Source organism: Thermomicrobiales bacterium, from assembly GCA_037045155.1.
Taxonomy (GTDB): Bacteria; Chloroflexota; Chloroflexia; order Thermomicrobiales; family CFX8; genus JAMLIA01.
On record JBAOIG010000005.1, the window covers coordinates 689,661 to 702,403 of the forward strand.

Genomic DNA, 12,743 nt, shown 5'->3' on the forward strand with positions numbered 1-12,743 from the left:
CCATGCTCGGGAATACTCCCCACCCGCCGACGTTATCAGTCGCAAGGCGGCGCGAGTGAGACCGCTCGACGAGCCGTAGGCACCTGTGCTCCGCCGGCCATCAGGCAGGCCAGGCGAGCGATACCTGGAGACTGGCGCCCCGATGCGACTGACACACTGCACAGCACTCCGATGCACACACGACCCGCGAGGCGGCGCTTTGAATAGCGCTTGGCCGGGCACGCCTGTCGCCCACCTCGCCTTCGAGACAGACACCTACTTCACCACCATCGACTGTCGTCGCTGACAGACGCTCCCCGGCTACAACCGGGCCGAGCAACCACACCCGCCAACCAACGCGGCCAGAACGGCAGCGACTCGCTGTCGCTGTCCGCGTTCCGACACATTCAGCGACGCCAGGAGGATGTTTCCGGATGGAACATTGGGATATTGACATAAGCGACGCGCTGCTTTCCGGCACGGGGGTCGTAATCCACGAACGCCCGGCCGGCCCAGCGCAGCAGGTGGACGACCTGACCCGTCTGATCGGCAACACGCCGCTGATCCGGCTGCGCTCGCTCGAGCCAGCACAGGGGATCGAGGTCTACGGCAAGGCGGAGTGGCAGAATCCGGGCGGGTCGGTCAAGGATCGCGCGGCGCTGGCGATGATCGAGTCTGGCGAGCGCAGCGGCCAGCTGACGCGCGACAGGACGATCGTCGACGCGACCAGCGGCAACACCGGCATCGCCTACGCGATGATCGGCGCGGCGCGTGGCTACCGCGTCGTCCTCTGCCTGCCTCGGAGCGCCAGCGAGGAGCGCAAGAAGATCCTGCGCGCCTACGGGGCCGAGCTGATCTTCACCGACCCGGCCGAGGGCTCCGACGGCGCGATCCGCGCGGTCCGCGCGCTCTACGCCGCCAACCCCGAGCGCTACTTTTATCCCGACCAGTACAACAACCCGGAGAACACCCGCGCCCACGAGCGCACGACCGCGCCGGAGATCTGGCGGCAAACGGAGGGGCAGATCACGCACTTCGTCGCCGGCCTGGGGACGAGCGGCACGTTCGTCGGCACGGGCAGGAGGCTCAAGCAGTACAACCCGGCGATCCAGCTCGTCGCCGTCCAGCCGGACTCGCCGTTCAACGGTCTGGAGGGGCTCAAGCACATGGCGACGGCGATCGTGCCGGGCATCTACGACCCGGCGCTGGCCGACATCAACGCCGAGGTCCGCACCGAGGACGCCTACCGGATGGTGCGCTGGATCGCCCGCAGCGAGGGCATTCTGATCGGCATCTCCGGAGGCGCGGCGCTGGTCGAGGCGGAGCGGATCGCGCTGCGGGCGAGGGACGAGACGGGACGGACGGTCATCGTCGCGATCCTGCCGGATAGCGGGACGCGGTATCTCAGCGACCGGTTCTGGGACGAGGAGGGCTGAGCGATGCCGAACCATCGTCCCCCGTCCCAGCTCGCGCTTCCGCAGGAGCTGGCGTCCGCCATCGCGGTCCACGGCGAGCAGACCTACCCGGACGAATGCTGCGGCGTGCTGCTGGGGTGCGACGGCGAGGGCCAGCGGGTGATCGAGCGGCTGCTGCCGATCGACAACCAGTGGGACGCGGGCGAGCGGCGGCGGCGGTTCCTGATCACACCAGAGGATATGCTACGAGCCGAACGTGAAGCGCGCCGGCAGGGGCTGAACATCCTCGGCTTCTACCACTCGCACCCCGACGCGCCGGCTCGCCCATCCGAGTTCGACCGCGAGCACGCCTGGCCCTGGTACACCTATCTCATCGCCAGCGTCCGCGACGGCAAATTCGACGACATGACCGGCTGGCAGCTCCGGGACGACCGGGCGGGGTATGACACGGTAGGGGTGAGGGATGGGGGATGAGGCAAAAGGGGATGAGAGCGGACGGCCCTCACCCCCGCCCCTCTCCCAATCTTGGGAGAGGGGGAGAGGATCCATTCCCCATCCCTCATCCCTTCGCAACAAGGAGATAGCATGACGACGAACATCGCGATGGCGACGATCTTCATTCCGACGGCGCTGCGCGGCTTTGCCGGGGGTAGCGCGAGCTATAGCGTGCCGGCCACGACGGTCGGGCAGGCACTGGCGCAGCTGACCGCGGAGCACCCGGCGCTGAAGCAGCACCTCTACGGCAACGAGGGCCGGCTGCGCTCATTCGTCAACGTCTACGTCGGCGAGGACGACATCCGCTACCTGCAGGGCGAAGACACCCCGCTCGCAGCCGACGCCGAGGTGACGATCGTGCCGTCGATCGCTGGCGGCGCGGTCGAGCCGCGGGTGGCGCAGACGACGCTGTCGAACGACGAGATCATGCGCTACTCCCGCCACCTGATCATGCCGGAGGTGGCGCTCTCCGGGCAGGAGAAGCTGAAGGCGGCGAAGGTGCTGCTGGTCGGGGCCGGCGGCCTCGGCGCGCCGCTGGGGCTCTACCTCGCGGCGGCCGGCGTCGGCACGATCGGCGTTGTCGATAGCGACGTCGTCGACGTCACCAACCTGCAGCGCCAGGTCATCTACGGCACCAGCGACATCGGCGTGCAAGAAGCTGGAGGCGTCGGCGGCGCGGCTACGCGACCTGAACCCGCACATCCAGATCATCCCCCACGAGACGCGGCTGACCAGCGAGAACGCGCTGGAGATCCTCAAGGACTATGACATCATCGTCGACGGGACCGACAACTTCCCGACGCGCTACCTGGTCAACGACGCCTGCGTGATGCTGGGCAAGCCGAACGTCTACGGCAGCATCTTCCGCTTCGAGGGCCAGGTGTCGGTGTTCGACGCGACCCATGGCCCGTGCTACCGCTGCCTCTACCCCGAGCCGCCACCCCCCGGCCTGGTGCCGAGCTGCGCCGAGGGCGGCGTCCTGGGCGTGCTGCCGGGCACGGTCGGCGCGATGCAGGCGACCGAGACGGTGAAACTGATCCTCGGGATCGGCGAGCCACTGATCGGCCGGCTGCTGCGCTACGACGCGCTGGCGATGCAGTTCAAGGAGTACAAGCTGCGCAAGGACCCGCACTGCCCCGTCTGCGGCGAGCACCCGACGGTGACTGAGCTGATCGACTACCTCGAGTTCTGCGGCGTCATGCCCGAGCCGAAGCCGGACGAGGTCGTCGTCCCCGAGTGGCAGATCACGGCGAGCGAGCTGGCGGCGCAGCGCGCGGCCGGCTGGCAGCCGCTGCTGATCGACGTCCGCGAACCGCACGAACGCGAGATCGGCCTGATCCCGGACAGCACCCTGATCCCCGTCGGCGAGCTCCCGGCGCGCATGCACGAGCTGGACACCAGCCAGGACATCGTCCTCTACTGCCGCTCCGGCATCCGCAGCGCCCGCGCCCTCGAACAACTCCGCGCCGCGGGCTTCGGGAAGCTCAAGAACCTGACCGGCGGCATTCTGGCGTGGTCCGACGAGGTCGATCCGACGGTGCCGAAGTATTAGCGTAGGGTCCGGCGCATTAACCAGTTGGGGCTTGTCATTCCGAGGCCGCAGCCGAGGGATCTCTCCCTATTAGGTGTGGGGAGATTCCTCGCTGCGGCTCGGAATGACAGCGTACGATGGGAGTTTCTGCCCAGCGCGGTTGGTAGCTCAGGTCTTCGGGCGCCTGATCCACACCAGCTCGATCAGCCGTTCCTCGACCGCTGACTCTAGGTCAGCCTGCGTATTGCGAAGTGGGGCAAGGCCCTGGATGAACGGAAGACCGTGACGATCGAACACGGCGCTGATGTTCTGCATCTTTCGTTCGATCGCTTTTTCGGTACGGCTTGGGAGTTCGTTCCGGTGGAGTTCCCGATAGCGATGCATCTTCACGACATCGCGGCCGGCCACCTCGTCCCCCAGCATCTGGAAGTAGGCATCAACGATGGCGTCGATTTCCTCCGACGACCACGGCTCCCGAGTCGTCCGCGTCCTATCGGTCATTGGCTCTGCGCCTGACCGGACGCGATAGCATCCCGCAGCCGCGTCACTGCGTGCCCCAATTCCTCGACCCATTCCACGTTAGAACAGAATACCGCCTCAGGATCCCCCTCCAAAATCTGCACATAACGGGACAACGACAAGGCGATGTCGCCGCGCATCTTGCCCGGCGCCGTTCATTCGCAAACCGGCAGGTCGTCGGATGCGATGGTTTGCGCCTCGATCCGTCGAAGCATCGCCAGCAGCCGCTTGACCCAGGTGTCGCTACGAAGATCGTGCTCCCAGACGCGCATGACGTGAAAGCCATCGGCGCGAAGTTGGCGGCGAACGCGATTGTCCCGCCTTCGGTTGCGGTCGATCTTCTCACGCCAGTAATCCGCGTGAGCCTGGGGATAGCGGACATGCTGCGGGCAACCATGCCAGAAGCAGCCATCGATAAACACAACAAGCCGATCCCGTGGGAAGTAGAAATCCGGCTTGCCCGGGAGGTGGGCATGCCGCTCCCACCCACCAATATCTGCAGAGTCGAGCGCGGCGATCGCTTTCATCTCGGTCGACCGATTGCCGGTGCTCTTGACCTTTGCCATCAACGTAGAGCGATCAGCAGGTGTCAACGGATCCACCACTCAGGGTAGCTCAGATTCTCCGGTGTCATTGCCCGGCTCTTCCACGGGAAACGGTTCGTGAAAGTCAGCGAGTCGCTGGGAAGCCAGCCGTTCCAATCGACGCGCCTGCGTGATCAACGTTCGCCGCAACCCAATCGAGACATCCCGTTCGCTGATGACGCGAGCGAGGTTCGCAACCGTCATCGCGCGGCGAGCCAGGCGGGTATCCGGATGCTTGCGCAAATCATAGATGTCGTCCGGGATGATCCGGGCACGAACAGCCGGCGGAAGCAGAACGATATCTCGCGGAGGTATGTCGGCTTCGTTCAGAACCGCGCCAAGAGCGGACTCATGCAGGACCTTCTGAAATACCGTGTACTCCGCAGCGGCGAGCTCTTCTTTCACTCGTTGCTTGTAATCGTCGTTAGTTTCCCCATTGGCTGGAGATTCCAGCTCATAGAATGGATAGACCTCTACCTCAGCAACCTCGAACGGATCGAGGACGTTCATCGCAACGGCGTCGGTGCGCTGATTGGTAAGGTGCCGACGGATTCGCGTTCGCAGGCGCTCGGTTGTTTGCCCAACGTAGATCGGTTCGCCATCGTAGTCGTAGAAGACATAGACGCCGCACTTGGCGTTATTCGGTTGTCTCCCATCGGCGTCTGTGTGGTTGAGAAAGTCATCGAGGCGCCCACGAATTGCCGCTACTTCCTGAGGCAGCTCGGAGCTCCGCCGACGGCTCGATCTAGACACCAACCAGCATCCTGTCGACCTTCCAACGTATATCGGTCAGTTCCGTCGATAACAATGGCACGAGATACTCGCGAGTCAACCACGATATGACCGGGACACAGACTGCGTCGCCAAACGCGAAGAGCACGCGCCCCTCGGAGATTCCGTCGAAGCGGTATTCGCCGGCGCCTTGTAGCCGCGCGTACTCACTGCCAGTCATCCATCGGATTCGTGCGGCGCCAAAGCCAGCCTCAACGACCGCCTGCTTGCTCGACCCGCCACGAGCGGTCCGAAGACAGCCGCTGATTGAATCGCTGCGGATCTCCCACGCTGGCTTTCCATTGCGCGTGCGCCGGTATGCCGTCGCCCATGTCATCGACCCCAACGCTCGCATCGCGTCATAGCGCTCGCGTTGTAACGGCGAGAGCTCGTCTTCGAAGCGTTGCGCGCGTGTTGCGTCCCACCATCGACTATCGTCGAGCGAGAGTCGATCGACAACACCAGCCAGCGTGCCGGGATCGCGCTCTGGCAGTGTCAAATCCAGAGCGTGCAGATTCAGCTCCGGATGACGCTGGACGAAGCGCCCCACCCAGGGCGGTCGGATGGCGCTCGGCGACCAATCGCTTTCTAGTGGGAATCGATCCCGCGAACCGACGATAAATAGCCTGGGGCGACTCTGCGGAACAAAGTGACGAGCATCGGCGATAAGCAGGTCGCACCAGTAGCCGAGCTCGTTCAGGCGACGAATGGCATGGAACAGGTCGCTCCCGCCATGCGATGACGCAAAGCTTGGAACGTTCTCGATCAACAGGGCGTATGGGCGATGTCCCTGCATCTCATCGAGCACGCGAGCGAACTCCCAGAATAGTCCGGATTGCTCGCCCGCTAGTCCACGGCGATTGCCCGCCAGCGAAAGGTCGGTGCATGGAAACGACGCCGTGGCGACATCCACATGCGGCAGCGACGCGCCACGGACGTTTCTAATGTCGTCCAGCAGAAAGTCATCGCCGCCGAAGTTCTGCGCGTACATCTCGCGCTTGCCGCGATCGATGTCGTTGGCCCACAGAACCTGAGCGCCGTTTTGCTCGAGCGCCATACGGATGAGTCCGATACCAGCGAAGAATTCCGCGACGCGCACGCTGCCTCCCAGAGCGGACTAGAACGTCTGTCCTGTACGTTCATCCACTAGTCTTATACCCTGAAAGCGACCATAACGCCAGTAATACCTCGATCGAGTCGCGCCCGGCGAGGTCGGGACTTGGGGAGAAGCCCATCACGCCGCCACTCCCCGCAACCCGCCAGCCGCCGCGACGGACAGCAGGTAGTCGATGATTCGGGCGGGGATGTCGACGCCGGTGGTGTCGATCGAGTTGCGGAACTCCATGGTGGCGTTGACTTCGTTGACCAGCAGGCCGCGGGTGGCGTCCTCGAAAAGGTCGACGGCGAGGATGCCGCCGCCGACGGCGTCGGACACGCGGCGGCAGAGGTCGGCGATGGCGGGGGTCACGGGGCAGTTGCTGGCCTGGCCGCCGCGGGCAGTGTTGGTGATCCAATGCGTGCTGGAGCGATAGATGGCGCAGATCGTCTCGTCACCGATGACGAAGGCGCGGATGTCGCGGTCGGGCTTGGCGATGTGCTCCTGGATGTAGAAGGTCTGGTGGTGGAAGCCGCCCAGCACCTGCTTGTGCTCCAGCAGCGCCTCGGCGGCGTCGCGGTCGTTCACCCGCGCCAGCAGCCGGCCCCACGAGCCGATGGCTGGCTTGAGGACGGCCGGGTAGCCAAGCTCCTCGATCGCCCGCAGGGCCGAGTCCGGCGAGAAGGCGACGCGTAGCTCCGGCTGGGGGACGCCGGCGCGGGCCAGCGCCGCCGAGGTGCGCAGCTTGTCGTTGCACAGCTCCAGGATGGCCGGCGAGTTGACGACGGGGATGCCGGCCGCTTCGAGCATGGTCGCGACGTGGAAGGTGCGCTGCTGGCCGACGCCGCGGGCGAGGACGGCGTCATACGGCCAGGCGTCGGGGTCGGCGAGGTGGAAAGTCAGGGCGCGGTCGTCGATGGCGTCGTAGCGGACGCCGCGGCGGTCGAGCTCGGCGAAGAGCAGGCGCTCCTCAACGCGGAGCGGGCCATAGGTCAGGGCGATACTGGGGCTGGCGGTCATCGTGGCACTGTCCTTGTCTGATCATCACAACGGTCGTCCGGTGGCGCGCGGTCGCGGTGGCGCTCCGTTTGGAGCGCTGGCGTTTCGCAGCCGGTTTGGACGTCGTCGGGATGGCAAAGACAGCGCCGGTGGCGCGCGCTTCCAGGGTGGATGGGATCGACGGGGCGGCCGGGAAGCGCATTGGGGGTGATCCTTTCGCATCGCGCAATCGACGGGCGACGCCGGGGGCGCGAGGCAACAAAAAAGCCGCCATCCCACACCAAGGGGACGAGCGGCATCTGCCTCGTGGTACCACCCCACTTCGCCGCGCACTGAGGGCGCGACCTCTGCCCGGACGGACGCGCGAACGCGTGCCATCCGGCCGGCCCGGTAACGGGAGCCTCCCGTCGCCGCCTACTGCGAGGTTGCCCTCGGTTCGGGGCGCAGCTCTGGGGTCTTATTCACCAGCGTTCGCAGTCCCGCATCACAGCCGTCGCGGTTCTCTGTCCCGGTTCCGCTGGGAACCTGTCCCCGTCATCGCCATTGACGATCACGATGTCACTCGCGAGTGTACGGGCCGCAATCCGGGCGTGTCAACGGGTTACCAGAATTTCCAGGGGGCGGTCGTCTGGACCTCGTTCTCCGGCTTCTGGAACGTCTTCTCGTAGGAGCCGCGACCCCAGCGGCGGGTGAGGGCGGCGCTGAGGAGCACGAGGCCGGCCAGGATGGCGGCGAGTATCACGTACCACATTGGGTATCTCCTTCCCGTGCACCTTCATTATATGCCCACGCCTGTGCCAGACTATCAACGACAACGAACGCATGACGGGATGGAGCAGACGGTGGAGCGTGTAGAGGTACTGATCATCGGGGCCGGGTCGATCGGCTGTGCGATCGCCGAGGAGTTGGCGGGGCGCGGGCAGCAGGGCGTGCTGGTGGTCGATCGCGGGAAGGCGGGGGATGGGTCGAGCAGCAGGGCGGCCGGCGGGCTGCGGGCGCAGTTTCCGACCGAGATCAACGTGCGGATGACGCTGCTCTCGCAGCCGTACTTCCGCGAGATGGGCGACACGATCGACTGGGTCGAGTCGGGCTACATCTACCTGGGCCGCAATCCCGGCAAGCCGGAGGAGTACCAGCGCAACGTCGCGATGCAGCGCGCGCTGGGCGTCGATGTCGAGATGGTCGATCCGGACACGCTGGAGTCGCGCTGGCCATGGCTGAACGCCGAGGGGGTCATCGCCGCGACCTGGTGCCCGACCGACGCGGTCTTCGACCAGGTGAAGTTCATGGACGTGCTGGTCGAGCGCGCCCAGGCGGCGGGAGCGGAGGTCCGCGAGGGGGTCGCGGTGACCGGGCTACGGATGGACGGCGACCGGGTGGTCGGGGTCGAAACGACGGCAGGGTCGATCGAGGCAGGGGTGACGGTGCTGGCGGCTGGGGCATGGTCGCCGCCGATCGCCGCAACGGTCGGGTTGACTCTGCCGGTCGGCATGGTGCGGCGGGAGATCTTCACCTTCGAGCGGACGCCGGCCCTGCCGGAGACGACGCCGTTCGTCGCCGATTTCGACCTGGGCCGCTACATCGCGCAGAACGTCAACGACCTGCGCATGTCCGGCGGCATGTCGGTCAGCGACAACCCCGAGGCGCCGGTGAACCTGGCCAACGGCGAGGCAGCGCAGAGCTCGGTGTCGCAGCTGGTGCCGGTTGTTGCCGGTCTGCGCCAGACGGGCGGCTGGGCGGGACTGATCGAGAGCACGCCGGACGGGCACGCACTGCTTGGGGCAGCGCCGGGCTACGACGGGCTCATCATCGCGACGGGCTTCTCCGGCCACGGGGTGATGCACGCGCCGGTGACCGCCACCCTCGTCGCCGAGATGATCCTCGACGGCGCGCCGAGCACGCTCGACATCGCGTCGCTTGCCCCGACGCGTTTTGCCGAGGGCTAGGGGTTGGTTTCGCGAGCGTGATGGATCAGGACTCAGTCCCTCGCACCACCATTTCGGGTGGATCGTCAAGGTCGCGTTACCCGGCCGGCAGGCCCCCCGCTTTTTGTCATTCTGAGGCCGCAGCCGAAGAATCTCTCCCGTATGGCCGCGTACGAACGCGGGGGAGATTCCTCGCTGCGGCTCGGAATGACAGTGAGCGGGAGTGGCTGCCGGCTCGACCGAATGACATCGGTCCGCGTCTGACGCGACCGAACCGATCGGCGGGTCGCGGCCGATGAACGTCGCGCTGGCGCTCGATCTGATTGGGACGCTGGTCTTCGCGCTCTCGGGCGCGCTGGTCGGCGTGCGCCGCGATCTCGATCTGTTCGGCATCGCGGTGCTGTCGGTCGCGGCCGGGCTGGGCGGTGGCATCGTCCGCGACCTGCTGCTGGGCATCGCGCCGCCGGCCGCGCTGACGAATTCGGCCTACCTGCCGGTGGCGCTGGCGGCGGCCGGGCTGGGATTCCTCTTCCACCCCGGCATCGCGAAGCTCAGCGCCAGCGTCCGGCTACTGGATGCGGTCGGGCTGGGCTTCTTCGCCATCGCCGGCACGCTGAAGTCGCTCGATCACGGCCAGGGCGCGATCGTCGCGGTGCTGCTGGGCGTCCTCACTGGCGTCGGCGGCGGAGTCATCCGCGACGTTCTGGTCGCCGAGGTGCCGGTCGTCCTGCGCCAGGAGATCTACGCGCTGGCGGCGCTAGTCGGCGGCGCGGTCTTCGTCGCGCTGCAGAACGGAGACGTCAGCAAAGCAGTCGCCGTGCCGGCCAGCGTTGCGCTGATCGTCGGGCTGCGCGTCCTGGCGATCCAGCGCAACTGGCAGGCGCCACGGCCACGACGCTAGTCGGCGGCCTCCTCCTCGGGACAATCGCCGTTCGAATACCCGGAGCGGAACGCGGCGACGACGCCGGTCTCCGGCTCGAAGCGACGCCGCCAGACGCAGCCGGTGTCGTTGGCCAGCAGGTGAATCGAGACTGACGGCTCGGCCGAGATCGTCGTCACCTTGTGGATGTCGCCATCTGGCGGCAGGAGCGCGAAGAACTCGCCGGTCTCGACCTCCTGATCGACGACGACCTCAAGGTCGGCTCGATCGGGGTCGGCGCCGTCATCCAGGCGCTTGTAAACCGTCTCGCCCTGCCGGCCACGGTAGAGGCCGATCAGCCCCCATGCCTGGTGGTCGTGGACGGGGGTCGTCGCGCCAGCGGGGACGACGAGGGAGAACAGCGCCAGCGAGCCGTCCTCAGCTCGATAGAGCGCGTACTGACCGATCCCCCCGCCCATGCCGCTGGTCTCGTCCGGGCTGGCGAACGCGTCGGGCAGCCAGCCGTCGGACGCCAGCAGCCGCGAGAAGGCCGGCTCGAGCGCCTTGACACGCTCGGCGTCGCTTTCGACCGCGGCCATCAGCCGATGCGTCTCATCGATCAGTCCGCGTATCTCGGGCGTGTCGACGATGTAGCCAAACGGCGTGTCGTCAGTGATATTGCTGAAGTCGCACATGTGGTTCGCCCCTTTCGTAAGCACGTCTGGGGACATTATGGGGGATCGGGGCGTGGGGGACGGCCCTCACCCCCCGCCCCTCTCCCAACCTTGGGAGAGGGCGGGGGCCCTCAGGGCAGCGGTGAGGGCCGTTCCTCGTATCTCAGCCCGTCAGATGAGATGCGTCTCGCGGATGCGGACGGCGTACTTGCCGGGGCGCAGCGAGCGCAGGCGACCGGCGCGGCCCGATGGCTCGGCCGGCGCAGTGGCGAGGATCTCCGCGGCCGGCGCGACCTCGCGGCATTCGGATGTCTCAACAACGATCTTGCGGATGACCAGCTGCCCGTCGGCAATGTCGACGTGGCGGCGAACGGCCGTCCTGGTCATGGTTGCCTCCTTGTCCATGTGCATCGGCACAGTGTCGGTACGCGTTTCCGAGACCGAGCCTGGACACAAAACACCCCCGGCATGCCGGGGGCGGAAGCAGATCACCAGACAGCAGAGGCGCCTGGGACGAAGCCTATCCGGTTCCCCCGAACTGCCGGCAGCGTTGGGCCGGCTCGGTTGTGGTACGGGACGAACTACCGTCCAACCAGTGACACCTCCACGAGGGTCGAATCACGCGGCTCACTCGAGCCACGCTGCTGTCCCTTTGGGGAATCCAGGGCATCCCGGCACTGCCGAACTACCCCCAGCGCTCTCCATGATACGGCGACACAACCCAACTCGCAACCCCATTCGTGTCCCGCATCCCTCATCTCCCGAACCGATACTGCATCCACAGGGCGCCACTGATCCGGGCCGCGTCGGCATGGATGCCGTTGCGGCGCGCCCAGGAGCAGAGATTGGCGACATCGCGGGCCAACAGTGTCTCGGCATTACGATTGAGGTTCGGGTCGACGGCCTGCGGCAGGTCGATGATCGTTGCCCGACCCTGCCAATAGAGGATGTTGTACGGCGAGAGATCGCCGTGCACGCGGTCGCGGGAGAGAAACAGGGCAACGTTGTCGAGCAGGCGCGCGAAGACTGCCTCGGCCGTAGCCCGGTCGAGCCGGACGTGCTGAAGCAGCGGGGCCGGCCCTTCTTCGTCGCCGATGTACTCCATCAGAATTGCCTGCTCATTCCGGATGATCGGCCGCGGCACGTCGGCCCCGGCAGCGGAAAGCAGGTGGAGTGTGGAGAACTCGTGAGCTATCCATGAGCCGAACTGCGCCGCGCGGCCGGCCCGCGACTTCTGCTCGAACGCCCTTCGGATGCGCCTGTCATCGGACCAGCGTCCCTCCTGATAGACGGCGTCGTTCTTGAAGCCACGTTCGACAATCGGCCGGTAAACCTTGGCCACGACCAGATCATGCCCGCTCGCCGAGCCACCCCGGCAGACCCAGGCGGTCGCCTCCTTGCCGCTCTTCAGCGCTCGGAGCACCTCGCTGATGAACTGTTCATCCAGGAACGACGCAAGCTCGGGGGCGCGGTTTTCCCCGACCGGATTGGATGTCTCGATCGACACGGTTGGTTCCTCCAGATGAATCACCGGTAAACAGGTTCGGGTCGCCATTGGTGATAGGCATCTGACACCTCCTTCAAACGAGCTGCGAAAGCTCGGCTACATACGTGTGATCACCTCGGATGACATCCGGCAGCCCCGCCCACCCTCTGTCATCCTGAATAGTCGACCGCAGTGGTTCTGTCAGCCGCGGCGCCCAGCCCTGATACTTGTCATTCCGAGCCGCAGCGAGGAATCTCTCCCACGCTGGCGCCAGTCGAACGCAGGAGAGATCCTTCGCGTGCGCGCTCAGGATGACAGGAGGCAGGGCCGGCTGCCGTATCGCATGCCAGGCCGATTCACACACTGAGCGCGACATAACGCTGCCTGCTTCAAAGGGCTTGGCGCGTGCA

General features: G+C 66.1%; 13 protein-coding genes and 2 pseudogenes. 6 read left to right on the forward strand and 9 right to left on the reverse strand.

Features of this window, described 5'->3' with window-relative positions; all coding sequences use genetic code 11:
- The first annotated feature begins 413 nt into the window (after positions 1-413).
- The 4 genes and pseudogenes from V9F06_13340 to moeB all read left to right on the forward strand — a co-directional run bounded on the left by V9F06_13340 (position 414) and on the right by moeB (position 3,441).
- Positions 414-1,415, forward strand: coding sequence for a cysteine synthase family protein (locus V9F06_13340; protein ID MEI2618592.1), 1,002 nt, complete (start codon positions 414-416; stop codon positions 1,413-1,415).
- Positions 1,416-1,418: 3 nt separating this feature from the next.
- Complete coding sequence (locus V9F06_13345; GenBank protein MEI2618593.1) at positions 1,419-1,868, forward strand: M67 family metallopeptidase; 450 nt, start codon at positions 1,419-1,421, stop codon at positions 1,866-1,868.
- Positions 1,869-1,997: 129 nt separating this feature from the next.
- Positions 1,998-2,255 (forward strand): annotated as a pseudogene (locus tag V9F06_13350) (MoaD/ThiS family protein).
- A 60-nt stretch (positions 2,256-2,315) separates the two neighbouring features.
- Positions 2,316-3,441, forward strand: a pseudogene (gene moeB / locus V9F06_13355) (molybdopterin-synthase adenylyltransferase MoeB).
- Between the two features lie 147 nt (positions 3,442-3,588).
- On the opposite strand, the gene V9F06_13360 reads toward moeB, so the two are convergent.
- The 6 genes from V9F06_13360 to V9F06_13385 all read right to left on the reverse strand — a co-directional run bounded on the left by V9F06_13360 (position 3,589) and on the right by V9F06_13385 (position 8,140).
- Positions 3,589-3,921, reverse strand: coding sequence for a hypothetical protein (locus V9F06_13360; protein MEI2618594.1), 333 nt, complete (start codon positions 3,919-3,921; stop codon positions 3,589-3,591).
- 173 nt (positions 3,922-4,094) lie between these two features.
- Complete coding sequence (gene vsr, locus V9F06_13365; protein ID MEI2618595.1) at positions 4,095-4,544, reverse strand: DNA mismatch endonuclease Vsr; 450 nt, start codon at positions 4,542-4,544, stop codon at positions 4,095-4,097.
- Positions 4,545-5,276, reverse strand: a complete 732-nt coding sequence (locus V9F06_13370; protein ID MEI2618596.1) for a GIY-YIG nuclease family protein — start codon at positions 5,274-5,276, stop codon at positions 4,545-4,547. It lies immediately after the preceding gene.
- Positions 5,269-6,393, reverse strand: coding sequence for a DNA (cytosine-5-)-methyltransferase (dcm, locus tag V9F06_13375; GenBank protein MEI2618597.1), 1,125 nt, complete (start codon positions 6,391-6,393; stop codon positions 5,269-5,271). The genes V9F06_13370 and dcm overlap by 8 nt, the downstream gene beginning before the upstream one ends.
- Before the next feature lie 135 nt (positions 6,394-6,528).
- Complete coding sequence (gene lysX, locus V9F06_13380; protein MEI2618598.1) at positions 6,529-7,410, reverse strand: lysine biosynthesis protein LysX; 882 nt, start codon at positions 7,408-7,410, stop codon at positions 6,529-6,531.
- A 580-nt stretch (positions 7,411-7,990) separates the two neighbouring features.
- A complete protein-coding gene (locus tag V9F06_13385; GenBank protein MEI2618599.1) occupies positions 7,991-8,140 on the reverse strand; it encodes a hypothetical protein in 150 nt (49 codons plus the stop codon).
- Positions 8,141-8,231: 91 nt separating this feature from the next.
- Between V9F06_13385 and V9F06_13390 the strand changes: the two genes are divergently transcribed.
- Together V9F06_13390 and V9F06_13395 are read left to right on the forward strand one after the other, a co-directional pair.
- The gene (locus tag V9F06_13390) at positions 8,232-9,335 is read left to right on the forward strand and encodes an FAD-binding oxidoreductase (GenBank protein ID MEI2618600.1); all 1,104 of its coding nucleotides are present in this window, start codon (positions 8,232-8,234) and stop codon (positions 9,333-9,335) included.
- Between the two features lie 274 nt (positions 9,336-9,609).
- Positions 9,610-10,215, forward strand: a complete 606-nt coding sequence (locus tag V9F06_13395; GenBank protein MEI2618601.1) for a TRIC cation channel family protein — start codon at positions 9,610-9,612, stop codon at positions 10,213-10,215.
- Here the strand turns inward: V9F06_13395 and V9F06_13400 are convergent.
- The 3 genes from V9F06_13400 to V9F06_13410 form a co-directional block, all read right to left on the reverse strand.
- Complete coding sequence (locus tag V9F06_13400; protein MEI2618602.1) at positions 10,212-10,868, reverse strand: cysteine dioxygenase family protein; 657 nt, start codon at positions 10,866-10,868, stop codon at positions 10,212-10,214. The two genes, V9F06_13395 and V9F06_13400, sit on opposite strands and share 4 nt — an antisense overlap.
- Positions 10,869-11,018: 150 nt before the next feature.
- A complete protein-coding gene (locus tag V9F06_13405) occupies positions 11,019-11,234 on the reverse strand; it encodes a hypothetical protein (protein MEI2618603.1) in 216 nt (71 codons plus the stop codon).
- Between the two features lie 367 nt (positions 11,235-11,601).
- Positions 11,602-12,354, reverse strand: a complete 753-nt coding sequence (locus V9F06_13410; protein ID MEI2618604.1) for an RIO1 family regulatory kinase/ATPase — start codon at positions 12,352-12,354, stop codon at positions 11,602-11,604.
- Between the last annotated feature and the right edge of the window lie 389 nt (positions 12,355-12,743).